Source organism: Pseudomonas sp. DWP2-2 (assembly GCF_049897065.1).
Lineage (GTDB): Bacteria > Pseudomonadota > Gammaproteobacteria > Pseudomonadales > Pseudomonadaceae > Aquipseudomonas > Aquipseudomonas paracarnis.
On the sequence record NZ_JAFCVN010000011.1, the window covers coordinates 113,719 to 136,818 of the forward strand.

At 59.0% G+C, this 23,100-nt stretch carries 17 protein-coding genes; 3 read left to right on the forward strand and 14 right to left on the reverse strand.

From position 1 onward, the window contains the following. The first annotated feature begins 58 nt into the window (after positions 1-58). Positions 59-1,645, forward strand: coding sequence for a RimK family protein (locus ACP7CZ_RS21535; protein WP_232241733.1), 1,587 nt, complete (start codon positions 59-61; stop codon positions 1,643-1,645). A 12-nt stretch (positions 1,646-1,657) separates the two neighbouring features. Here the strand turns inward: ACP7CZ_RS21535 and map are convergent, their stop codons facing one another. Further along, positions 1,658-2,413: a type I methionyl aminopeptidase gene (gene map / locus ACP7CZ_RS21540; RefSeq protein WP_089042606.1), complete on the reverse strand. Its 756-nt coding sequence runs from the start codon at positions 2,411-2,413 to the stop codon at positions 1,658-1,660. Beyond that, positions 2,413-2,613, reverse strand: coding sequence for a ParD-like family protein (locus ACP7CZ_RS21545; protein ID WP_003190946.1), 201 nt, complete (start codon positions 2,611-2,613; stop codon positions 2,413-2,415). Before ACP7CZ_RS21545 ends, map begins: the two co-directional genes overlap by 1 nt. 369 nt (positions 2,614-2,982) lie before the next feature. On the opposite strand from ACP7CZ_RS21545, the gene ACP7CZ_RS21550 reads away from it, so the two are divergent. After that, positions 2,983-3,252: a DUF1652 domain-containing protein gene (locus ACP7CZ_RS21550; protein WP_054897458.1), complete on the forward strand. Its 270-nt coding sequence runs from the start codon at positions 2,983-2,985 to the stop codon at positions 3,250-3,252. A 70-nt stretch (positions 3,253-3,322) separates the two neighbouring features. Here ACP7CZ_RS21550 and ACP7CZ_RS21555 read toward each other — a convergent pair whose 3' ends face one another. From ACP7CZ_RS21555 to ACP7CZ_RS21610, 12 genes are all read right to left on the reverse strand, one after another. Continuing rightward, positions 3,323-5,923, reverse strand: a complete 2,601-nt coding sequence (locus ACP7CZ_RS21555) for an autotransporter outer membrane beta-barrel domain-containing protein (RefSeq protein ID WP_294157691.1) — start codon at positions 5,921-5,923, stop codon at positions 3,323-3,325. 143 nt (positions 5,924-6,066) lie between these two features. After that, complete coding sequence (locus ACP7CZ_RS21560; RefSeq protein ID WP_252950914.1) at positions 6,067-7,005, reverse strand: carbohydrate kinase family protein; 939 nt, start codon at positions 7,003-7,005, stop codon at positions 6,067-6,069. 12 nt (positions 7,006-7,017) lie between these two features. Then, complete coding sequence (xylB, locus tag ACP7CZ_RS21565) at positions 7,018-8,499, reverse strand: xylulokinase (protein ID WP_186526813.1); 1,482 nt, start codon at positions 8,497-8,499, stop codon at positions 7,018-7,020. Between the two features lie 138 nt (positions 8,500-8,637). Next, the gene (locus tag ACP7CZ_RS21570) at positions 8,638-10,119 is read right to left on the reverse strand and encodes a mannitol dehydrogenase family protein (protein ID WP_294157696.1); all 1,482 of its coding nucleotides are present in this window, start codon (positions 10,117-10,119) and stop codon (positions 8,638-8,640) included. A gap of 18 nt (positions 10,120-10,137) precedes the next feature. Then, positions 10,138-11,241 carry an ABC transporter ATP-binding protein gene (locus ACP7CZ_RS21575; RefSeq protein WP_057977216.1) on the reverse strand — a complete coding sequence of 368 codons (1,104 nt, stop codon included), beginning with the start codon at positions 11,239-11,241 and terminating at the stop codon, positions 10,138-10,140. 22 nt (positions 11,242-11,263) lie between these two features. After that, entirely contained in the window at positions 11,264-12,094 is an 831-nt protein-coding gene (locus ACP7CZ_RS21580) for a carbohydrate ABC transporter permease (RefSeq protein WP_005788583.1), read from the reverse strand. Positions 12,095-12,104: 10 nt separating this feature from the next. Next, positions 12,105-12,995: a carbohydrate ABC transporter permease gene (locus ACP7CZ_RS21585; RefSeq protein WP_034127650.1), complete on the reverse strand. Its 891-nt coding sequence runs from the start codon at positions 12,993-12,995 to the stop codon at positions 12,105-12,107. 176 nt (positions 12,996-13,171) lie between these two features. Then, on the reverse strand, positions 13,172-14,494 hold the full coding sequence (locus tag ACP7CZ_RS21590) for an ABC transporter substrate-binding protein (RefSeq protein ID WP_054897451.1): 1,323 nt from the start codon (positions 14,492-14,494) through the stop codon (positions 13,172-13,174). Between the two features lie 434 nt (positions 14,495-14,928). Continuing rightward, positions 14,929-15,363, reverse strand: coding sequence for a hypothetical protein (locus ACP7CZ_RS21595; RefSeq protein WP_294157741.1), 435 nt, complete (start codon positions 15,361-15,363; stop codon positions 14,929-14,931). Positions 15,364-15,509: 146 nt separating this feature from the next. Next, positions 15,510-19,688 (reverse strand): dermonecrotic toxin domain-containing protein, encoded by a 4,179-nt coding sequence (locus ACP7CZ_RS21600; RefSeq protein ID WP_294157743.1) that lies wholly within the window; start codon positions 19,686-19,688, stop codon positions 15,510-15,512. A 343-nt stretch (positions 19,689-20,031) separates the two neighbouring features. Continuing rightward, positions 20,032-20,961: an AraC family transcriptional regulator gene (locus ACP7CZ_RS21605; RefSeq protein ID WP_034127646.1), complete on the reverse strand. Its 930-nt coding sequence runs from the start codon at positions 20,959-20,961 to the stop codon at positions 20,032-20,034. Between the two features lie 72 nt (positions 20,962-21,033). Further along, entirely contained in the window at positions 21,034-22,323 is a 1,290-nt protein-coding gene (locus tag ACP7CZ_RS21610) for a glycosyltransferase (RefSeq protein ID WP_181125110.1), read from the reverse strand. Positions 22,324-22,482: 159 nt separating this feature from the next. Between ACP7CZ_RS21610 and tpx the strand changes: the two genes are divergently transcribed. Further along, positions 22,483-22,983 (forward strand): thiol peroxidase, encoded by a 501-nt coding sequence (gene tpx, locus ACP7CZ_RS21615; protein WP_003190967.1) that lies wholly within the window; start codon positions 22,483-22,485, stop codon positions 22,981-22,983. The last annotated feature ends 117 nt before the right edge of the window (positions 22,984-23,100 follow it).

The window sequence follows — 23,100 nt, forward strand, 5'->3', positions numbered from 1 at the left end:
TCTCTAAATGATCGTGCTTAATAGAAAAGGTCGAGTTCTCTAAAGCGGATCAATTATTATGTCGGCGGTACAAAGTCATTGGCGTCAAGTATCCGAGCAAACCGTTGCGGCGACAATAACATCCAACGGTTATTTTTCTGCTGCGGCCCAACGTTCGAGCCACGTTGTCATTATTGTCGAACGCAAGGAAGATTGGGCCTCTTACTTTCCCTGTGAACACGTCGTCACCGCCCAGGAGTACTTGGAGCACACGCGGGATAGCGACACGGGCAAGCGTGTCCAGATGATCAACCTGTGCCGCAGCTACAAGTACCTGGGGCACGGCTACTATTGCTCCTTGCTGGCCGAGGCACGCGGGCACAAGGTGATTCCCTCGGTACGCACCATCAGCGAGCTGACCAAAAAAGCCCTGTATGGGTTGGCCCTGGATGACTTGGATAAAACCCTGGAAAAAGCCCTGAACCATCAACTCTATTGCAGTACCGAAGGCTTTACTCTGACACTTTATTTCGGTCGAACGGATATAGAACTCTTGCAGGAATTGGCTCGGCAGTTGTTTGAAACCTTTCCCAGTCCGATCTTGTTAGTTGAGTTTCGTCACCATAACGGCTGGCATATCGGCGGGGTCAAGTGTGGTGTATTGCACAAGTTGCGCGACGATCAGGAAGATCAATTCGCCCACGCCCTCGATAACTTCAGCCGCAAGATCTGGCGTCAGCCACGCTTGCGCCGTCTGGCCCGTTATGACTTGGCGATCCTGCACGATCCTCACGAACAATTACCGCCCTCCAATCCTCGCGCACTGGAAAATTTCGTGCGGGTCGGCAAGGGCCTGGGTATTGATGTGGACTTGATCGAACGCAAGGATTATGCCCGTCTGGCCGAATATGACGCCTTGTTGATCCGCGAAACCACCAGCCTCGACAACCATACCTATCGCTTTGCCAAGAAAGCCGAAAGCGAAGGATTGGTGGTGATGGACGACCCGGCATCGATCCTGCGCTGTACCAACAAGGTATACCTCACCGATCTGCTCAACAGCCACCAATTGGGCATGCCGGCCACCGAGATTCTCTACAAGGAACGACCGCAAGACTTTGAACGCATCGGCGAACGCCTGGGCTTCCCGCTGGTGTTGAAGATCCCCGACGGCTGTTTCTCCCGTGGGGTGATCAAGGTCGAAAGCCAGGCGGCGTTGCTCAAGGCCACGGCTGAGTTGTTCGAGCACTCGGTGCTGTTGCTGGCCCAGGAATTCCTCTACACCGACTACGACTGGCGCATCGGCGTGCTCAATCGCAAGCCGATTTTTGCCTGCCAGTACTTCATGTCCAAGGGCCATTGGCAGATCTACAACCACAAGGCCATCGGTCAGGCTATCAATGGCGAATGCCGCACCCTGGCAGTCCATGAGGCACCCAAGGCGGTGGTGGAGCTGGCGGTGAAAACCGCCAACCTGATCGGCGATGGGCTTTATGGCGTGGACCTCAAACAGTCGGGCGACAGGGTTGTGGTGATCGAGGTCAACGACAACCCCAACCTGGATGCTGGGATCGAAGATGCCTACTTGCAGGACGACCTGTATGGCCTGGTGCTGGAGGAGTTCGTGCGGCGCCTGGAGCTCAAGCGCCGGGGTCAGGTGTGGTAGAGCGTTCTGCCATTAAGCAGTGGCTTGCAAGGTCAACACCTCAAACCCATCCGCCGTCACCGCCACGGTATGTTCCCATTGCGCCGAGAGGCTGTTGTCCTTGGTGACCACCGTCCAGCCGTCTTTCAGGCTACGGGTTTTGGCGCTGCCCTGGTTAAGCATCGGTTCGATGGTAAACACCATGCCTTCGCGCAGTTCCAGGCCGGTGCCAGGCCGGCCGAAGTGCAGAATTTGCGGTTCTTCGTGCATTTGTCGGCCGATGCCGTGGCCGCAGTATTCGCGCACCACGCTGTAGCCGTTGGCTTGCGCATGGCTCTGGATAGCATGGCCGATATCGCCCAGGCGCGCCCCGGGCTTGACCTGGCGTATACCGGCCCACATCGCCTCGAAGGTCATGTCCACCAGGCGCCTGGCCTTGGGCGTCACGTTGCCGATCATGTACATCTTGCTGGAGTCGGCAATGAAGCCGCCTTTTTCCAGGGTGATGTCGATGTTGATGATGTCGCCGTCCTTGAGCAATTGCTTGGCGCTGGGCATGCCGTGGCACACCACTTCGTTGATCGAAGTGTTGATGCAGAAGGGGTAGTCGTACTGCCCAAGGCTGGCAGGGCGGGCCTTGAGGTCATTGCGGATGAAGGCTTCGACGGCGCTGTCCAGCTCCAGGGTAGAGCGGCCGGCGGCGACGAAGCCGTCGAGCATGTCGAAGACTTGCGCCAACAGGCGCCCGGCTTCACGCATTACGACCAACTGTGCGGGAGTCTTGATCATCAGCTGCGCCCTCGGATCAGGTCGGGTTTGTCCAGCAACAGCTTGTTGATCAGCTCGTTGTAGGGCAGGTGCGGGTTGAGTTCGGCGAGCAGGCCGATCTTGATCCAGAACTCGGCCTGGGCGTTGATGGAGCGGTCCATGGCGGCGCTGGCCAGGCGCAGTTGTTCGTGCAGCTGATCGGTGATCTTGACGATGCCCATAAGGTTCACTGTGTTTAATTGATATACGAATCGTATATGTTTCGTATGTTTATCGCAAACCGCCTTCGGCTGAACGGTGATGGGTTGATTGGTTGCGATATGTTGCCGAAAAAAGGATTTCCACATAAACGCCGGTCCCCACGCTGCGGGTTAAACGTTTAATCGATGTAGTTCGACGATGATGCCAAACAGGTTGTCTTCTTTAATATGAGCAAGCGGTTTGCTTATGAGGAAAGGTTACAACCACCACAGTTTTTGCCGAGTAGGCTTACTGATTGAAAGCGTCTTCCAGGGTTGGCAAGACGTGGCAGGCAAGTGCCTGTCGGATACATATAACTGTTGGCAGTCTCAAAAAAGGAGAGGTTAGCCATGCTTTCAGAACTAGAGCTTCGCAGCATCATTGAAGGAAGTTTCCTGCCTAAACGGTGCGAATGCACCAAAGCCGAAGATGCCTCGTTGACGATCAAGGTCTACGACGACCGCGACCGGGACCGGGTGGATTTGGAAGTCAAAGGTATACACCCTGACAAGCTCGACAGCAGTCGAGCGATTTGCAACCTGATCACCGGGTTGCGTGAGGACCTCAAGCAAAGCCACGCACCGGTACTGCAACGAGCCGGCGCGCGCGGTTATTACTAGCGGATGCTTGAGTGTAAGTTGACCCCATGGGCCTGGTAGTTGCCAGGCCCAATGTTGACGTCCTTCCTGTTTACCAGCGCACTCTTACGCCGAGATTGCCACTGACACCCTCAAAGTTGTTGTCGTCCAGTTGGGTGCCATAGTTACCCTCCATATAAACGCTGAACGCGGATGACAATTGAGCTACAACACCGACACCAATATCAGCCGTGGAGGACTTGTGATCGCTCTTGATCCGGTCCACCTTGTCGAACGTCACCGTGTCGCTACCGCCGAAGGTGTGCCAGACATTCGCCCGTAGGTACGGCTCCACGGGTGTGTTGCTGACCAGATAGCGGCCCTTGAGGCGTGCGCCGATGCGGCCGGTCCAATACTCCTGGGAGTCGAAAGAGACCTTGGAAATGCCATCGTGCTGACTGTCCAGATCGATCTTCTGGCCGATGACTTGGGCCTGAGGTTCCATCTCCCAATGCTCGGACAGCCTGAACGGGTAGCCGGCCTCGGCGGATAACGCCAAGGCGTGGCCCTTGGTATCCATCTTCACCCCTCGGTCGGACTTGTTGTCGCCATCCAGGCGGGTACCCATGGCCACCAGGTCGACGTACCAGCCGGTCGGATCGGTGAGTGTCCAGTAAGCGCCGAAGTTGTCGCCGTCGAGTTTGACCCGCCCGGAGCGATGGTTCTGCCAGCCCATTGCAAAGCCCTTCACGTCGCCGCGCAGGCGGCTCTGGCCGATAAAGAGGCCAAGGCGTTGCGTCTGCCCGCCGCTGGTTTCGGCGGCGTAAAGGTCATGGCCAACCTGATAGCCCTTGACCGTGCCGTCAAAATTCGGCGCCACGGTGCCCGACCAGCTTTTGTTGAAATCACTGCCATAGGCGCGGCCCCAACCTGCCGGCACTGCACCGGTCTCGGTCAGCAGGCTTTGCTCGCCCTGGCGTTCATGGAAGGTGCCCAGAGCCTGCAACGTCATCAGTTGCGCAGCGGGGATGTCTACGGAGTAGACCGGAACTTCCAGGCGATACAGTGGAATCGGCGCGGCACCTGCCACGGCGGTAGGAAGCACAGGGTTACTCGCCGCCGATTGCGGCGACGTGGCCGCGGCGACTTGGCTGGGCGGTGGCGCGGCAGGCTCGATCGGGGGCTGCGGTTGCGCAGTGGGCGGCTCCACGGAGGGTTCATCCGAATCCACTACAGGGGGAGTGGCGGGTATCGGCGGCACCGGCACCACCACGGGCGGTGTCGGCGGTACGGGTGGGACCGCAGGCGGTTGTACGGCCACCACCGAGGAACGAAGGAACCAGCTGTTTTCTGTATTGGCGGTGGTGCCGCCCTTGAACAGCAGGTATTCATAAGCTCCGGCGGAGACCGAGCCCTTCAAGGCGAACGCATCGTTGGTGCTGACGGCGCCGTTGATTGCCTGGACCACTTCGACACCGTTGTTCTGGGTCAGCCCGCCGATACCGCCGAGGTTGCTGACGCTCAATTGGGTGTGACCGCTGATGTTGCCGTCGGACACTACCAGCTTGTCGGTGGCAGAGTTTTCGTCGCCCAGTACGGTCTGCAGGTGCAACTGGCCGTTGTTGCCCACGTAGTTGCCATGCACCGTCAATACGCTGGTCGCGCTGTTGTCGGTGGTCATGTCGACAGTGCCGGCGTTGTTGAGCGTCGCCAGTTGTCCGGCGGTGTAGGGGCGGATGCTGCCTTGGGTCACGGCCAGGGCACTGCTGCCGTCGATGTTGAACGTGCCGGTATTGCTGCCACTGTCACCGAGGAAAAAATCCCCGGCCAGGTCCAGGCGTGAGTCGTTGGTGAGGTTGACGGTCTCCCAGCCGATATAGCGGGCCGCAGTGCTGGATGTCGTTGTGTCGAAGGTCAATTGGTCGTTGCCCAGGCCACCATCGACGGAGGGTGTGGTGGCCAGCAGGCTTTCATTCAAGCCGCGCAGCAGGGCGGTGTCGTCACCATCGCCCATCAACACCGAGGACTTGATCTGCCCACCGTCAAGCCACCGGAAAGTGTCGTTGCCGACGCTGGCACGGATCTCACCACTGATCACGCCGCCACTCACGGTAATGCTATCGTCACCACCGCTGGTGCTGATATTGCCGCCGATGCTGCCAGCGGAAATGATGATGGTGTCAGTATCAAAACCGGTGACCAGGTTGCCCAGGATGGCGCCTCCGGACATGTCATAAAGGTTCTTGTCCAGCTTCATATTCACTCGGCCAATGGTGCCACCGCTCTGGTAGGCCACATCGCCGTCCTCAAAGGCATCGACGATGGTGCCTCCCTCCATCCTGAAGGTGTCGAGCCCATCGCCCTGGAACAGCGCCTGTATTTGCCCTCCGAGCATGACGAAGTCATCGATGCCAGCCCCTTGTTGCACCGCGCCGGTGATCTGCCCGGACTCTATGCGCACCGTATCCACGCCAGGGCCAAAGGTGACATTACCGTTGATGGTGCCGGTGCCGCCTGCGGGGAGGGTCAGATGGTTATCCCCGGAAAGGTCGGTAAGGCCGGGACTGCTGCCGCTGTCGCACGTATAGGTATCGTTACCGGTTCCCGGGGTGAGAACGCAGGCGGCATGAGAGGGTTGAGGGATCATGTATTGCAGTGAGATGAGGCCGACAGCTAAAACGGCCCGGGTCGAGAAACCACTGGGCTTTTGCATGGGTGTGTCCTGGGTTTGTTGTAATAACTGCTCCTGTTTTTGGGTTTAGCACAGTTTTCCAGTAGCGCAATTTTTTATGCATGGCGCGCAGGCCACGGAATACGTGGCCTGCGTGATGGCACTTTGAGTTTTGGCCGCTCAGCTCAAGCCAGTTGTTGACGATAGGGCAGGTCTGGGCCGGTCTTGCCGCAGGTCAGTGCGGCAGCCCGAATCGCGAAGCCCAGCATGGCGTCGATCTGCTCGCGACTGAGCCTTTGCAGCCCGTCAACCGAATCCAACTGCTGTTCCGTGAGCCACGCAATCAGCGCCGCCTGGAAGGTATCACCAGCGCCCACCGTATCGGCCATCACCACCTTGACCGCAGGTTGCGACCAGGTGCCATGTTGGCGGCTGAACACCGATGCACCATCGCCACCACGGGTGAGGAACACCAGTTGGCAGCGGTGGTGTAGCCAACCTTGCAGCACGCTTTCCGGTGTCTGGTCGGGGTAGAGCAGGTGCAGGTCTTCGTCGCTGACCTTGATCAGGTCGGCGTGTTGCACCAGCTCTGCGACGCGTGCGCGCCACAGGTGAATATCGGGCTGCGGGTTAAGGCGCACGTTGGGGTCGAGGCTGATCAAGCGCTTGCCGCTTTCACGCTTGACCAGGCTGAGCAGTGTGTCACCAATCGGTTGCACCACCAGCGAAAACGAGCCCACATGCAGCCCGCGGATCTCGTCGCCCAAAGGTGGCAAGTGGGTCAGTTGCAATTGCCGGTCGGCGCACCCTTCGCCGCGAAAGCTGTACTGCGGCGAGCCATTGGCGCCCACGGCTACCATCGCCAGGGTGGTCGGCGCGTCGAACTCAACCAGAAAGCGTTCGCTGATACCTTCGTCTTTCAGTACTTGCTGCAAGCGCCGTCCAAGGTAATCGGTGGACAGGCCGGCGAAGAACCCCGACTCGATCCCCAGGCGGCGCAAACCCACCGCGACGTTGAACGGCGAGCCACCGGCAATCGCCTTGTAATTGAGCTTGGCGGCCTGCCCGCTGGCATCCTCCTCGCTGAAGAAATCAAACAGCGCTTCACCACACACCAGATACATAGTTGCTCGCTCTTAAAGGGTTGCCACGTGCTGTTGATAACGCTGATACGCTTGTTGATAGGCACTGACATTGGCGGCCACGGGTAAGGTGCGGCTGGCCGGGTCAATGCTCACGCATTTGTCGCACAGGCTGGCCAGCGGTTCGCCGCTCTGGCACCACGCCGCCTGGATCGCCGCGCCCAGGGCGGCGGCCTCGCTCTGTTCGGTACACACCACTTCGGTGTGCATGATATCGGCGACCATCTGCCGCCACAGCGGGCTTTTCGAGCCGCCACCGATCAGGCGGATGCTCTGGCTTTGCAGGCCGGTCTGGCGCAGCAGGTCCAGGCCATAACGCAGGCCGAAGGTGGTGCCTTCGACCACCGCGCGGCACAGGTTGGCGCGGGTCAGGTTGGTCATGGTCAGGCCCTGCAGGCTGCCGGTGGCGTGGGGCAGGGCGGGTACGCGTTCGCCGTTGAGAAACGGCAGCATGCTCACGCCATCGGCGCCGATGGGTGCCTGTTCGACCAGGGCGTTGAAGGTGTCGAGGTCCAGTTCGAACAGCTCGCGAATCACCCCGGTGGCGTTAGTCAGGTTCATGGTGCAGATCAGCGGCAGCCAACCGCCGCTGGAGGAGCAGAAGGTCGCCACCGAGGCTTGGGGGCTGATGTTTGGCTGGTCGGCAAAGGCATACACGGTGCCCGACGAGCCCAGGCTCATGGTGATCACGCCGGGGGCGATATTGCCGGTGCCAATGGCGCCCATCATATTGTCGCCGCCACCACTGGACACCACCGCGTCGGGGTTGATGCCCAGGCGCTCGGCAATGGCCGGCAGGATCGTGCCCACCGCTTGGTCGGCCTCGATCAGTGTCGGCAAAGCGGCTTGCAGGCGGCCACTGGGGTCGATGTGCTGGAGCAACGCCACATCCCATTCCCGGCGGCGCACGTTGAAGTAACCGGTACCCGACGCATCGCCATACTCGGCGCAGGCGCGGCCGGTGAGCCAGTAGTTGAGGTAGTCGTGGGGCAGCAGGATATGGGCAATGCGCGCGAAGACTTCCGGGTGCTGTTCACGGGTCCAGAGCAGCTTGGACACCGTGTAGCCTGGTGCGATGGCCACGCCCAGGCGCTCCAGAGAGCCGCGTTCGCCGCCCAGATGGTGCAGCAGCCGGTCGTTCTCTGGCGTGGTTTCGGTGTCGCACCACAGCTTGGCCGGGCGCAGCACTTGGCCTTGATCATCCAGCAACACCAGGCCGTGTTGCTGGCCGGATACGCCGATGCCGAGGATGTCCTGGCCATCCACGCCGGCCTGTTGCAGGGCGCGATGGGTGGCCGCGGTGAAGGCGTCCAGCCATTCCTGGGTGTGTTGTTCACGACGGCCATTGGCGCCGCTGATCAAGGTGTGCGCCGCGGCGCCCAGGCCCAGCACCTTGCCGCTGGACGCATCGAGGACGATGGCCTTGGTGCCCTGGGTGCCGCAGTCGATGCCGAGGTAAAGGTTTTGCTGGGTCATGATGGAGTGCTCAGCAGTCTTATTGTTGGATTGAAAATACGGTCAATGTGGGAGCTGGCTTGCCTGCGATAGCGGTCTGGCAGTCACCGCAGGGTTGACTGGACCACCGCTATCGCAGGCAAGCCAGCTCCCACATGTTTAATCCGGTTTGTTCAGGAGGTTTTGCAGTGTGGCGGTGACGCCTTTGTCGCGCAGGCTTTCGTAGCAACGCTGGAACGCTGCCACAAACGCCGCCGACTTGGGAATAGCCGTGCCAAAAATCTCTTCCACCCCCAGCAACCGCTGGCTGATCAGCGCGTCATCGCTCACCAGCTCCTGGCAGAACGCTGCCCGTGGGTCCGGGATGCTGTAGTGCGCGCCGTTTTCATCCACGCCTTTCAAATACAGCGCCCAGGCCGCCACCACCAGGGCGGCACGGTCCGTGTCGCGGCCGTCGGCAATCAGGCGGTTGATGGTCGGCACGGTGAACTTGGGAAACTTCGATGAACCATCGGAGCATACGCGCTCCAACTGGTCGGCAATCGCCTGGTTGGAAAAGCGATCCACCAGGGTCTGCTTGTATTCGGTCAGGTCGATACCAGGTACCGGCGCCAGGTTCGGCGTGACGTCCAGGTCCATGTAGGCGCGCATATACGCCACGAACAGGGGGTCGTTCATGGTCTCGTGAACGAACCGGTAGCCCTTGAGGAACCCCAGGTACGTGAGGGCCAGGTGGCTGCCGTTGAGCAGGCCGATCTTCATTTCTTCATAAGGCGTGACGTCATCGGTGAACTGCACGCCGACCTTTTCCCAGGCCGGGCGGCCGTTGACGAATTTGTCTTCCAGCACCCACTGCACAAACGGCTCGCACACCACCGGCCAGGCATCGTCGATCCCGTGCTGGTCGTGCAGTTGCAGGCGGTGGGCGGTGCTGGTCATTGGCGTGATGCGGTCAACCATGGCATTCGGGAAGCTCACGTTGGCCTTGATCCAGTCATGCAGGCCCGCGTCGTGCAGGGCGGCGAAGGCCAGCAAGGCCTTGCGGGTGACGGCGCCGTTGTGAGGCAGGTTATCGCAGGACATCACCGTAAAGGCCGGGGTGCAAGCTGCGCGGCGCTGGGTGAGCGCAGCGCAGATAAAGCCGAACACGGTTTTCGGTGCCCTCGGGTGCGCCAGGTCATGCTGGATCTGCGGCAGGTGGGCCATGAACTCGCCGTTGCTGTCATCGATGCAGTAGCCGCCTTCGGTGATGGTCAGCGAGACGATGCGGATCTGGGGGCTGGCAAGTTTATCGATGAGCGCCTGGGCGCCGTCTTCGGCCAGCAGCATGTCGCTGATCGAGCCGATCACGCGCACTTGCGTGTCGTCGGTGTCGCCCAGTTCATACAAGGTGAACAAATAATCCTGGCCGGCCAGGTCATCGCGGGCCTTGCGGTCTTCACTGCGCAGGCCGACGCCGCAGATGCCCCAGCCCAGGCCCTCGCCGGTGTTCATCAGGGCATCGGTGTAGAACGCCTGGTGCGCACGGTGGAAACCGCCGACGCCGATGTGCGCGATGCCCTGGCGGGTGTCGGCAAGCGCGTAGGTCGGCACCTGCACTTCGGGCGCCAGTTGGGTAAGGTTGGTTTTATTCAATTTCATCTGGAAATACTCACGGAATCAGGCGGCAGCGCGCAGTGGACGGGCCACGGCTACGCCATCGGTGTCGAACAGATGGCAGTGCGCCGGGTCCAGGTGCAACTGCAGCGTTTCGCCGTATTGGCTGGCCATGTCGCCACGGATACGCATGGTCAGCGGTTCGCCGTTGCGGGTGATGACATGGCAGAAGGTGTCGCTGCCCAGGCGCTCGCCAACGTCAGCGGTCACGGTCAGGGTGGTTTGCCCTGGCGCGGCGATTTCCAGATGTTCCGGGCGAATGCCCAGGGTTACCGCGCTGCCCACGCTCAGGGTGGCGCCGCTCAACGGCAGGCTGATCAGGGTGCCGGCGTCCAGTTGCACCTCGCAGCCTTGGCTGTCGACGCGGGTGACCTGGCCCTTGAGGAAACCCATCTTCGGCGTGCCGAGAAAACCGGCCACAAACAGGTTGGCTGGCTGGTGGTACAGCTCCAGCGGCGAGCCGACCTGTTCGATGCGCCCACTGTTGAGCACCACCACCTTGTCGGCCAGGGTCATGGCTTCGACCTGGTCGTGGGTCACGTAGATCATGGTCGCTTGCAGTTCTTTATGCAGGCGCGCCAGCTCCAGGCGCATCTGCACGCGCAGCGCCGCGTCGAGGTTGGACAGCGGTTCGTCGAACAGGAAAATCTTCGGATTACGCACAATCGCTCGGCCAATCGCCACGCGCTGGCGCTGGCCACCCGAGAGTTGCTTGGGCTTGCGCTCCAGCAAAGGCCCCAGCTCAAGGATGCGTGCCGCTTCGCTGACTTTGCTCTCGACCAGCTTCTTGTCGACACCCGCCAGGTCCAGGGCAAACGACATGTTCTTGCGCACGCTCATGTGCGGGTACAGCGCGTAGGTCTGGAACACCATGGCCAGGTCGCGCTTGGCCGGGGTGACTTCGGTGATGTCGCGGCCATCGAGTTCGATGGTGCCGTCGCTGACCTCTTCCAGGCCGGCGATCAGGCGCAGCAGGGTGGATTTGCCACAGCCCGACGGGCCGACGAACACCACGAATTCCTTGTCGTTCACTTCCAGGTCGATGCCCTTGATGATGGAAAAACCTTCGAAGCCTTTTTGCAGATTCTTGATTTTCAGGTTGGCCATGATGGGCCTCCTTTTCGAATTATTATTTGACGGCGCCAAAGGACAAACCGCGTACCAACTGCTTCTGGCTGATCCAGCCAAAGATCAGGATCGGCGCGCAGGCCAGGGTCGAGACGGCGGACAGCTTGGCCCAGAACAAGCCTTCGGGGCTGGAGTAGGAGGCGATCAAGGCGGTCAACGGCGCGGCGCTGGAGGAGGTCAGGTTCAGCGACCAGAACGCCTCGTTCCAGCACAGGATCAACGACAGCAGTACCGTGGACGCCAGGCCACCCTTGGCGATTGGCAGCAGCACGCGCACCATTTCCTGCCACAGGGTGGCGCCGTCCAGGCGGGCGGCTTCGAGGATGTCCTTGGGGATGTCCTTGAAGTAGGTGTACACCATCCACACCACAATCGGCAGGTTGATCAGGGTGTAGATGATGATCAGCGCAATGCGCGTATCCAACAGGCCAAAGCTCTTGGCCAGCAGGTAGATCGGCATCAGTACGCCCACCGGCGGCAGCATCTTGGTGGACAGCATCCACAGCAGCGTGCCCTTGGTGCGCTGGGTTTCGTAGAACGCCATGGAGTAGGCGGCCGGTACCGAAATCAGAAGGCACAGGGCGGTGGCGCTGAACGAAATCACCACCGAGTTCCAGGCGTAGGCAAAGTAGTTGCTGCGCTCGTTGATGTGCAGGTAGTTCTCCAGCGTCGGCGTGAAGATGAACTGCGGCGGCGTGGCGAACGCGTCGATTTCGGTCTTGAAACTGGTCAGCACCATCCAGAAGATCGGGAAGAAAATCAGGATCGCAATGGCCCAGGCCAGCGTGCCGAGCAACAGGCTTTGCAGGCGGCGGGATTGTTGAAGCGTCATGGCGCGGCCCTCAAGGCTTGTCAGTCAGGTTTTTGCCGATCATCCGCACCAGGATGATCGCCGCGATATTGGCGATGACCACGGCAATCAAGCCGCCGGCCGAGGCCATGCCCACGTCGAACTGCACCAGCGCCTGGTTGTAGATCAGGTAGGCGAGGTTGGTCGAGGCGTAGCCGGGGCCACCGTTGGTGGTGGTGAAGATTTCGGCGAACACCGAGAGCAGGAAGATGGTTTCGATCATCACCACCACGGCAATCGGGCGGGCCAGGTGGGGCAGGGTCAGGTGCCAGAAAATCGCAATGGCGCCGGCACCGTCCAGGCGTGCCGCTTCCTTTTGCTCTTGGTCTAGCGACTGCATCGCGGTCATCAGCAGCAGGATCGCAAAGGGCAGCCATTGCCACGACACAATGATGATGATCGACAGCAGCGGGTAATGCGCCAGCCAGTCCACCGGTTCGGCGCCGAAGAACTTCCACACGGCGGCGAGAATCCCCGACACCGGGTGGAAAATCAGGTTCTTCCAGATCAACGCGCCGACGGTGGGCATGATGAAGAACGGCGAAATCAGCATCACCCTCACGATGCCGCGCCCCAGGAACTCACTGGCCTCCAGCAACGCACTGATCAACACGCCGAACACCACGCTGATCAGCAATACGCTGCCTACCAGCAATAGGGTATTGGTGGCGCCAGGCAGGAACCCCGAGTCGGTGATGAAGTAGCTGAAGTTTTCCAGCCCCACGAACTGGTTTTCGCCGGGGTAGAGCAGGTTGTAGCGGATCAGCGAAAAGTACAGGGTCATGCCCAGCGGCACGATCATCCACAGCAGCAGCAAGGCCACCGAGGGGCTGACGAGAAACCAGCCGGGGTTGGCCAGGCGGTTTTTTGGAGGTGTATTCATGGTGATCAGAACCAGTCGGATGCCTACAGAATCTGCGTCGGAGCGCGGTCACTGTGGGAGCTGGCTTGCCTGCGATGGCGTTACCTCGGTGTTACGGATAGACCGAGTTGTTTGCATCGCAGGCAAGCCAGCGCCCACAAAAGCCCTGCTCCTGTATTTGCGGGGGTGAAGCTGGGTTACTTGGGGTAACCAGCCCGCTTCATTTCCCGCTCGGTGGTGGTCTGCGCGGCGGTCAATGCAGCCTCGACGGTCTGCTGACCGGTCAGCGCACCCGAGAAGAACTTGCCCACCTGGGTACCAATCGCCTGGAATTCCGGAATGGTCACCAACTGGATACCGATATACGGCACCGGTTTCTCGGTCGGCTTGGTGGGGTCGGCCACTTTCAGCGATTCCAGCGTCACCTTGGCGAACGGCGCGGCCTTCATGTACTCCTCGCTGTAGGTCGAGGTGCGTGTGCCCGGTGGTACGTTGGCGATGCCATCGGTCTTGGCCACAAGTTGGCCGTATTCCTTGGAGGTGGCCCAACTGGTGAATACCTTGGCGGCATCCTTGGCTTTGGAGCTGGTCGGGATCGCCAGGCTCCAGGAATACAGCCATGACGTGCCCTTGTCGGTCTTCTCGTGGGGCGCAAACGTGAAGCCGACATGCTCGGCGACCTTGCTCTGGCTCTTGTCGGTAACAAACGAGCCCGCCACGCTGGCATCCACCCAGATCGCGCACTTGCCGCTGTTGAACAGTGCCAGGTTCTCGTTGAAGCCGTTGCTGGAAGCACCCGGCGGGCCGGATTTCTTCATGTTGTCGACGTAGAAGTTCAGCGCGTTCTTCCACTCGGGGCCGTTGAATTCCGGCTGCCACTTCTCATCGAACCAGCGCGCGCCGAAGCCGTTGGCCAGTGTGGTGATCAGCGCCATGTTCTCACCCCAACCGGCTTTGCCGCGCAGGCACAGGCCATATTGTTCTTTGGACTTGTCGGTGAGCTTGGCGGCGAATTCGCCGATCTGGCTCCAGGTCGGGTGCTCAGGCATGCTCAGCCCGGCGTCCTTGAACAGGTCGGTGCGGTAATAGGTGATCGAGCTTTCGGCGTAGAACGGCAGGGCATACAAGGAGCCTTTGACGGACAAACCGTCACGCACCGAAGGGAACACGTCATCAAGGTCATAGGAAGCCGGCAGGTCTTTCATCGGCTCCAGCCAACCCTTGGCGCCCCACAGTGCGGCTTCGTACATGCCGATGGTCAATACATCGAACTGCCCGCCCTGGGTAGCGATGTCGGTAGTCAGCCGTTGGCGCAACACGTTTTCTTCGAGCACCACCCAGTTCAGCTTGATCTCCGGGTGCTCGGCCTCGAAGGTTTTCGAGAGCTTCTGCATGCGGATCATGTCGCTGTTGTTGACGGTGGCAATGGTCAGGGTTTGCGCGCCAAGGCTGACGGCGCTGAGGGTCATGCATGCAGTCATGCAAGAACAGGCAAGCAGGGTTTTTACTGTGAACTTCATCGCGCACTCCATTTCCGCGCCCAGGGGGCTACAGAAGGACGGTTATTGTTGTTGTGTCTTCCTACAAGGAGTCAGGAAGAGTGTGCGTTGATTACAGCCTTCAAAAGCGGCGGTGACAAATCCTTGGGAGCACTGGGACTGATACTTTTTTGCACTGAGAATCTTCGAGCGCGGATCAGGCACCCGAAGAGGGGTAATGCCTATTTGCTATTTATAGGCACTCCCCAGCCAAACGGCTGACGATGTATCCGATACAAAGCCTTCCAGCACAGGCCCATAACCTGCCTGTGCTTTCGCGTCATAGGCATACCAGCTACCGTTCTGGCATACCGCATTGAGTTCGACCGGCTCGTTGGCTACGGAGCGCAGAATGCCTTGCGCCATATTGGCCTGCTGAGCAAATTGCTCGCCCAGTTTGCGTGGTGAACAGACCGTCAGGGGTGTATGGGTGCTTTAGTGGTTTTTTTTCGAACGGGCCCCAGCACGCTGATGCTCTCGATCACCATTTTCCGGTTGGAGTCAAATTTGAAGCTTACCCACACCTCGCCAGTCGCCGTGGACCTGATGTAGAACCGATAAAGGCTTGGCTTTTCGACTGATATGTCGTTGAGCCGTCCTGTTCCTTCCGGATGAGCGGCGATGAGTATTTCACCGGCTTGTTCGCCGCGCAGCCTGATGACCACTTCAACGTCGGCGGCCCCGGTCAGCGCTTTGCCCCAGTCTCTATTGACCGATGTCGAGAACCAGCGACTTTGTTTGTCGTAATTGTCGATATGTATCTGGCCTTCGCCGGTCCAGCCGAAGGTCTCTCCGGGTATTTCAAAGCGGCTGAACTCATTGATTGCACGAGGGGTGGCTGTTTTCTTCATGACGGGGCTCCAATGGACTATTCACAGAGCCAGAGTTCACAATCGCCGTGATCCAGGGAACTGTCACATCTACCAGTTCAGACGGGTGGGCGCTTGCTCAAGCCAGGCTCTGCTCAGTCAACGGGTGCGCCGCCCTGCGCGCGGGCTCATAACCTCAAAGCTCGCGAGCTGGCGGAGGCGGGGGGAGTAAAGATTTTCCACTCATGGTCATGGGGTCGACGTGGGTTGGGGAGCTTTTCCAAAATCCAATACCTGTCCTTCATGACTTCGAACTGTGTGACAGTACCGACGGGGGCCTTCACGGGAACGTTCAAGCGTTTGGATAACTCTTCAGCGAAACCTGTACTGCCGGATTTACTACTGATCATTCTGATTTGGGTAGCGCTGGTTTTTTCCAGCATGGGCGCGATCAGTCCAACGAACGCTTCGGGTGAATAAGACTGCGCATTTTTCAATTCGCTTTTGAAGGTCACTCCACCTTTGTCGCCATGCCCAATGATGTTTAATCGGATTTCATTACTGCCCGCTGGTCGATCCAGGAAGTACTCATACTGGCCGTCTTCAGAGGGGGTAAAGGCAATACTGTTTTTAATTTTTTCAGGCTCGGGTAGATCCTTGAAATCCTTGTACTCACCCAGGGCGTTGAGTTCTTTCGAGGGGCTTTGAATTTCGGCAGGGGCCGCACTTGTTCGTTTCTTGGACGAGCCGAAGCGCTTGGGCCGGTAATCGACTTCGATCTCCTCCCAAAGAGGTTTTTTAATAGTGCCCCAGTTAACATTTACTTTTTTGCCACTCTGTTTTTCCACGTGGGTAAATATATCAACGTCTTTCAGTTGTTTGTTTAACTCCATCTCTGCCAATTCGATAATGTCGGCTTTAGAAAATCTTGGGTACTTTGCCTTGTATTTTGCAAGGGCAGTTTTGTAGATATCCTCAGGGTCTATGCCCGTACCAGATGTGTAACTCACGTCCACTGGGCCTTCATAACCTTTGACCGGCACGCCAGTCAGCGCGTGCAGTTGTGATGCCAGCGAGTTATCACCGCCCTTGGCGGAGTAACAGACCAGCAAACGCACTTCCGGGTAATTCCTGATGTCAATGCCACGGGCGAAAAGCTCATTATTGATGTCTTCAGCCGTAAAGACTTTGTCATTCTCCCCGACAATCAGCGCTCCTTGCTCACCTTCAGGCTTGGCCGCGTGACCGATGATATTCAAGCGTTTAACTTCCTCACCTTTACGATTGTAAGTATCTACATTGGTCTGGATCTCACCGTCCACAGGTGTGATCTTTTCCAGCGGGCCTCCCATTCGAAAGCGTTGTGGCGGCGGGGTAAGGCGTGCATCGCCGTCGATCAATACGCTGGTGTTGGTTGCCGACCTGTTTGAGGTGACGGCTGAAGGCTCCGACAATGAGCGCTCCTTGAACTGGGCGAGCAACGTCGTCAGGTTGACCAGCAGGTCCGTCAGGGCCGCCTCTTTATTTTGCGCGTCATCATCGAGCAGGACGCCCAGGTCATTGATTATGCCCTGGGACTGCATCATCAAGCCGAGCATGGCACCGGGCCCGCGCAATACTGGCAGGACAGAATTGAGCAACAGGAAACCGCCTTCCTTGAGGCTCGCCCAGCGGCTTTGTGCGTCGGATGTCGATTGCTGTCCGGCCAAGGTGATCAAGCTGCGGGCGTTGGCTTCGTACAGGTGGTTTATCAATGTTCCCGCCTGCAGCGTCTGTTGCAGGCGGGTATCCATGGCCAAGGGAATAGTTTTGTTCATCGGGACAGAGCCCAGGTTTAAACCGAATATCACCAGGTTTGGATGTTTGAAACCGTTGCCACTGTAGGTGTTGCGGGTCTGTTCGTCAGGCAACCAGGCGAGGATGTCGTTTTGCAGCTTGCCTTTGTTCTGTATGGCTTCCAGCAGCGCCTGGCGGGTTGGAAACTGCATCAACGACGCATCGCCCATCAGGGGGCGGTACAGGATGTGCGGGCCGTTCGTGCTGTCCTTGGGTTCGATCAGATAGGCGCCTTCGACCACATCGGTTTTCCCATTGGCCCGGTTATCGAACGCCAGCGGTCGGATCACGATTTCTTGGCCATCAACGATCCTGGGGCCAGGGCCTGGCTTGAATAGCTCCTGGACGTAGCGAAAACCTGTGGTGTTGAAACCGGACTCTGCCTTGATGCTCAGTTCCAGCGCCTTGAACTGCAGCTCCAGCGGTACCTGCTGAGCGAACAGTGCCTGGCGCCGGGCTTTTTCGGTTGGGTCGTCAAGCAGTTTTTTCCTCAGCAAGTCAGGGTAGGTTTTGCCGATATCAAGGTCGTCGACCAACTGCTTGAGTACGCCTTCTTTCTCTAGCTCCGGCACCCTGACTTTGAAGTCAGAGCCTTTATACTTGAGCCCTGTATTGTAAAAGACCTCAATCTGGCCGCTGGGTAATCCTGACAAGTTATTGAGGAGCATGTCTGTCAGGCTCATGGTTTGGCGGACGATTTCCCCGGCGGTACCCTGTGCCCCATAAGCGACTTTGAAGACCACCTCGAGTTTAGCCGCGGGGTGCGCCGTGAGTTTTTTGCTTCTGGGCAAAAAGTCGAATTGCTGCTGGGCGAACGTGTGGATGTCCTTGATATCGCTGTTGTAGCTGCGGCCTTCGTTCAGTTGGTTGAAGCTGGCCAGTCCCAGGCTGAGTTCATGCATGATGAAACGCTCGGCCTCGCCTGCGTTGCTCATCCAGTCGGGCAGTGTGGGCGGCTCCTGCACCGAACTGTCCGGGCCACGTGGGGAGGCAGGGGAAATCAGACTGCTGCCGAGATGCCGATTGATGAGGACGTCGGCTTGGCCATCGAACAGGTTGCCGGTCATCTCTTCCTTTGGACCGCCGAGGCTTTCGAGCTCATCCCAACTGTTGAATGGAGTGATTTTGCCGCTGGGCTCCACCAGCAGCAGGATGTCGCGATTGGCTTGCGCCAGGTAGCGATGAACCACCATGTTCGGTGTGGCGTCGGCCAGGCTGTAGACGGTGGCGCCCGATGAGTTGGGGTCAAGTGGGGCGGGGCGCGTGGCGCCTTCGGGATGCCTCACGACCATGTCGATGGTCTTGCGCTGTTCATCATCCAGGCCGGATTGTTTAAGGCTGGCCAGTTGCAGGTTGCTTTTCAGAATGCGGCTGACCAACGTCCGGTGACTGCCGCTGAAAACGGCACCGGTATCAATGCCCGTGTTGAACGCAGGTTTGGCCCAGTACTCACGCAAATTTGCCTCATAGGCCTGGTTCAGTCGGTCTGGCAGCGCACCCATGACGCCGCTCAGAGCTGAAAAGTCGAGGTCTAGCGGAGTGTCGGCAGCGGTGCCTGTGCGTGCCAGTCGATCGGGACGCGTGTCAAACGCCCTGGCGGAATCGAGGAAGTCTGGGGCGTCACCGCCAGTCAGGTAGTCGAAGGCAAGTGCCATCAATTGTGTGCGCTTGGGTTTGGAGGGATTGTCCGGATCGGGCGTTTCAATGGCAATCTGGTTGATGTCGAAATCCAGCCCTGGAGAGGCTTCCTTCAGCCTGTCGCTGAGCACTCGAGCGACCACCGAGTAAACGTTGGGCTCACCGGCAAACTGGCGACGGGCAATATCTGCGACGGGGTCAGTGGTGGCGCTCGAGGTTCCGATCGGTGTGGTGGCCGGTTCTGCGCTGCCGGGCGGCGCCGGCGGCTGCACGACGTCCGGGCGTTGTGCCTGGGGGAACTTGCCAGGCTCAAGCATGACCTGCAGCGCAAGGTTCTGTATGGCTTCATCCCGCATATGCCTGACGTGCTGAACGTCCTGTCGGTGGGGCCGCGCAGCATTGCCTTCAGGAGCAAGTAGCGATGGGAATGTCTTGATATCCTGCAACACCCGGATTTGCTCGAGTGCCTCGGCCTTCGTCGTCGGAACCCTCATGGCGTAAAAAGCACCGACGGCATGGGTGGTGGCGGTGTGTTCGCCGATATACACAATCGGGACGTTGTTCGTAGAGAGTTTGCGCACAACCTCGAAGACGTTGACAGCGGCTTCCTCGAAGCCATCGTCGTATTTGGAAAAACTGCTGCGTTTGCCGTTAATGGTGCCATCCAGAAATCCGGAAGGCGTTAGTTTCAGGTTTGAAAGGTTGATGTTGTTATTCTTCGCAAACGTCGCGAATGGCTCGTTTTTGAGTGCGTGCGTCAGCTGTGACCAAAGCTGCCCGAATGTTGAGTGAGTTGGAATGTCATGGACTGTGCCGAAGGAAGACGGCATGTAACGGCTGGTAGCGTGTACATTGACCTCCTCCATCAAAGCGGTGGCGAGTTTATCTGCCATGTCCGCGTCAGCCTGACTCACCAACGGCTCGGCTGTTTTTCGGCCGTCCAGGGTCACTACACCGGCCGATGGGCTGCGTGGGGTCCGAATCAGGCTGGTTTGTGCGTCCACTGTTGCAGGGGATGGAGGCAAATTTCGGGGCGGGGTGGGTAAGGGCGAGTGCGTTGCAATAATGCTCATGGGGGCCTCATGGGTACGATAAGAAAGCGCGTGGTCGAGTTGTCTGGCAGCAACTGACTTGTAGCTTTTTGGTCATACACAGGGAGGCGTTCCGCCCCAGCTATTACGGGATGTGATCGGGACAGGCGTGAGAGCGTTCGCCAGATGGCCAGCTTGCGGTTTTTTAACTGAAGTGCGAGGTGTCTACAGGCATCAGGTTCTGCTCCGTCAACCGCTGCATCGCCAACCGCCGATAGTGGGAAGGGGTCATGCCCTTGAGTTGCTGAAAGCGCCGGTTGAAGTTGGAGATATTGTTGAAGCCGGACTCAAAGCACACATCCGTGACGGCCTTGTCACCGTCCGCGAGTAATTCGCAGGACTTGCTGATGCGCAGCCGGTTGACGAATTCGATAAAGGTGCGACCGGTCGCCTGCTTGAACACCCGCGAGAAGTAGGTCGGCTTCATCCCCAGGTATTGCGCCACTTCTTCCAGCGGCAGCTCGCGGGCGTAATGTGCAAAGATGTAATCCACTGCCCGGTTGGTGCGGTCTATGCTGTGCTCGTCGGCCAATTGCGGCGTGGTTACGCCGGACAGCAATTGGTAGTCCTCGCACACGCTCAACACGTCCAGCAAGATAAAAAACTGCCCCAGGCGCGCCATGCCCTTGGCGTCCTCGATGTGTTGCATCAAGGTCATGGCCTGGGTGATGGTTTTTTTGCAGCGAAATTCGATGCCGTACTGCGCGCGCTCCAGCAGCGGTGCGAGGTTCTTGAGTTCAGCAAAAATATGGCTGCCGCTCTCGAACAGGTCATCGGTGAAGTTCACCAGCATGTCACGCTTGGGCACCACTTCGTCTTCTTCCACCTGGCTGATCCAGTTATGGGGCAGGTTGGGGCCGGTGAGGAACAGGCTTTCGGGGTAGAAGTTGCCGATGTAGTCACCGATAAACACCTTGCCGGAGCTGGCGACGATCAGGTGCAGCTCGTATTCCTTGTGGAAGTGCCAGCGCACCAGCGGGCAGGGGAAGCCGTGTTGGCGATAGATGATGGACAGGCCGTTGTGGTCGTCCATCAACTCGTATGAAGGGTCGGTGATGCGCGTTGCTCGGGTCATGCTGCCGTCGCTTTATTGTGATCGCTGCGTAGGATAATGCCCCGTCACGCACGTCCTCGCCAGCAGCAGTGTTTACAGGGTGCGGTTTTTCGCCTCGATCCACTGGGACATGTATTGGGTACTTTTATGCGCGTGGTGGCGCAGCATGCTGCCGGTGAAGTTGTCCCGGCGATGGGCAGCGAGGTCGCGGCGACAGCGTTCCAGGCATTCCACCAAGGCGGCCCCGTGGATGTTCTGGTCATAGCGCCGGGCCAGCAGTTGGCGCCCGTGTTCCTGGGCCCGGGTCCAGCGCTCACGGTCCTGATAAAGGGCCACGGCAGCGGCAGCCAGGGCCGGCGCATCCTGTGCAATCACGCCGGGCCAGGGCTGGTCATCGCCCATGGCCTCGGCGCCGATTGGGGTCGTGACACTGGGCGTGCCGCACAGCATGGCGTCGACCAACTTGCCCTTGATGCCCGCGCCAAAGCGCAACGGTGCCAGGCAGATGCGCGCGGCGGTCATGACTTGCAGCGCATCTTCGGCCCAGTTCATTACATGGAAACCCTGGGCCTGATTGTGCAGGGCGGTGGCCTTGGGCGGGGTGTAGGCGCCGTAGATATGCAATTGGGCGCCTGGCAGTTGTTGGCGGATCAGTGGCCACAGGCGGTGCTTCATCCACAGCACCGCATCCCAATTGGGCGCGTGGCGGAAGTTACCGATGCTGAGGAAATGCGCACGGTCGTCAAAGGGCGCAAATGCGTCGGTGGGCGGTTGCAGCATCAAGGGGCACCAGTGGAGCAGGGCGGCAGGCACCTTGAACTGTTCGGTGAGCAGGCGGATTTCCACGTCGGAGATCATCAAGCTGATGTCACAGCGGTAAATGGCGGCGATTTCGCGTTTGGCCAGGTCGGTGTCGGCCATGCGTTGGAACTCGTCTTCCAGCGCCGGCGCGAACAGGGCGCTGAAGTCGTCGCTGTCGGGTTGGGCTTTCACCTGCTCTTTGAGCCGCTGGTGACGGGCGTCGCGCAGGCTTTGCAGGTCGGAGGTTTCCAGCACGCGAAGGGCGTCGGGGCAGCATTGTTCTACGCGCCAGCCGAATTGCTCCTCCATCATGAAACGGTCGAACAGCACGATATCCGGGGCCAGTTCGCGAATAAAGTCGTCGAAACTGCTGTTATTCAGTTCGATGGTGCGTTCGGCGATCCCTAGTGCCGGCAAGTCGGCCTTGTGCTCGCCAATGGTGGCCGGGCTGCTGAAGGTAATGTCCCAACCTTGCGTAAGAAAACTCTCAAGAATTTGCATCATATGCCCGCCCGCGGCCGAGGAGCGGGGCTCCGGCCAGACGTAACCAATGACCAGGACTTTGGTGACAGGCTGATTCATCGGCAAAGGTTTCCTTGAAGGGCGGGCGAAAAGCGCGCAATTAAACCACAACCTGACGACATGACAATTTGTGTCTGGCGGTAGGTAGCGTCGGCACTTTGTGGTTAACTTCCGCCTCTCGAATTTGTTTAACCAAAAACCAGCATAAGGATTCCGTTCATGGCTCAAGTCACCCTTAAAGGCAACCCGGTCCAGGTTGAAGGCGAACTGCCGAAAGTCGGCGCCAAAGCTGCAGACTTCACCCTGACCGCCGGCGACCTGTCCAACGCCACCCTGGCTACCTTTGCCGGCAAGCGCAAAGTGCTGAACATCTTCCCAAGCGTTGATACCCCAACCTGCGCCACTTCCGTGCGCAAGTTCAATGCCCAGGCCAACGATGTGGCCAACACCGTGGTCCTGTGCATCTCCTCCGACCTGCCATTCGCCCAAGCGCGTTTCTGTGGCTCCGAAGGCCTGGAAAACGTTAAGAACCTGTCGGATTTCCGCAATGCCGACTTCGCCGTTGACTATGGTGTTTCCATCGCTGACGGCCCGCTGCAGGGCCTGACCGCTCGCGCTGTCGTGGTGCTGGATGAAAACGACAACGTGCTGCACAGCGAGTTGGTCAAGGAAATTGCTGAAGAGCCAAACTACGACGCCGCCCTGGCTGTGTTGAAGTAACTGTTTCTACGTATGACTGTCGTTTGGCAGTAACACGTATGATGCATGATTGCGGCCTGGCCTAGTCCAGGCCGTTTTTATTTGAGCGTCAGCGGTTTAGCGAAATAGCCGGTGGAC

What these genes read in the sequence shown, in the direction of transcription:
- ACP7CZ_RS21575 (WP_057977216.1), bottom strand. Translation starts at nt 11,241, where the DNA reads ATGGCCAACCTGAAAATCAAGAATCTGCAAAAAGGCTTCGAAGGTTTT.
- ACP7CZ_RS21555 (WP_294157691.1), bottom strand. Translation starts at nt 5,923, where the DNA reads ATGCAAAAGCCCAGTGGTTTCTCGACCCGGGCCGTTTTAGCTGTCGGC.
- map (WP_089042606.1), bottom strand. Translation starts at nt 2,413, where the DNA reads ATGATCAAGACTCCCGCACAGTTGGTCGTAATGCGTGAAGCCGGGCGC.
- ACP7CZ_RS21580 (WP_005788583.1), bottom strand. Translation starts at nt 12,094, where the DNA reads ATGACGCTTCAACAATCCCGCCGCCTGCAAAGCCTGTTGCTCGGCACG.
- ACP7CZ_RS21545 (WP_003190946.1), bottom strand. Translation starts at nt 2,613, where the DNA reads ATGGGCATCGTCAAGATCACCGATCAGCTGCACGAACAACTGCGCCTG.
- ACP7CZ_RS21585 (WP_034127650.1), bottom strand. Translation starts at nt 12,995, where the DNA reads ATGAATACACCTCCAAAAAACCGCCTGGCCAACCCCGGCTGGTTTCTC.
- xylB (WP_186526813.1), bottom strand. Translation starts at nt 8,499, where the DNA reads ATGACCCAGCAAAACCTTTACCTCGGCATCGACTGCGGCACCCAGGGC.
- ACP7CZ_RS21570 (WP_294157696.1), bottom strand. Translation starts at nt 10,119, where the DNA reads ATGAAATTGAATAAAACCAACCTTACCCAACTGGCGCCCGAAGTGCAG.
- ACP7CZ_RS21595 (WP_294157741.1), bottom strand. Translation starts at nt 15,363, where the DNA reads ATGAAGAAAACAGCCACCCCTCGTGCAATCAATGAGTTCAGCCGCTTT.
- ACP7CZ_RS21590 (WP_054897451.1), bottom strand. Translation starts at nt 14,494, where the DNA reads ATGAAGTTCACAGTAAAAACCCTGCTTGCCTGTTCTTGCATGACTGCA.
- ACP7CZ_RS21610 (WP_181125110.1), bottom strand. Translation starts at nt 22,323, where the DNA reads ATGAATCAGCCTGTCACCAAAGTCCTGGTCATTGGTTACGTCTGGCCG.
- tpx (WP_003190967.1), top strand. Translation starts at nt 22,483, where the DNA reads ATGGCTCAAGTCACCCTTAAAGGCAACCCGGTCCAGGTTGAAGGCGAA.
- ACP7CZ_RS21560 (WP_252950914.1), bottom strand. Translation starts at nt 7,005, where the DNA reads ATGTATCTGGTGTGTGGTGAAGCGCTGTTTGATTTCTTCAGCGAGGAG.
- ACP7CZ_RS21535 (WP_232241733.1), top strand. Translation starts at nt 59, where the DNA reads ATGTCGGCGGTACAAAGTCATTGGCGTCAAGTATCCGAGCAAACCGTT.
- ACP7CZ_RS21605 (WP_034127646.1), bottom strand. Translation starts at nt 20,961, where the DNA reads ATGACCCGAGCAACGCGCATCACCGACCCTTCATACGAGTTGATGGAC.
- ACP7CZ_RS21600 (WP_294157743.1), bottom strand. Translation starts at nt 19,688, where the DNA reads ATGGCAGATAAACTCGCCACCGCTTTGATGGAGGAGGTCAATGTACAC.
- ACP7CZ_RS21550 (WP_054897458.1), top strand. Translation starts at nt 2,983, where the DNA reads ATGCTTTCAGAACTAGAGCTTCGCAGCATCATTGAAGGAAGTTTCCTG.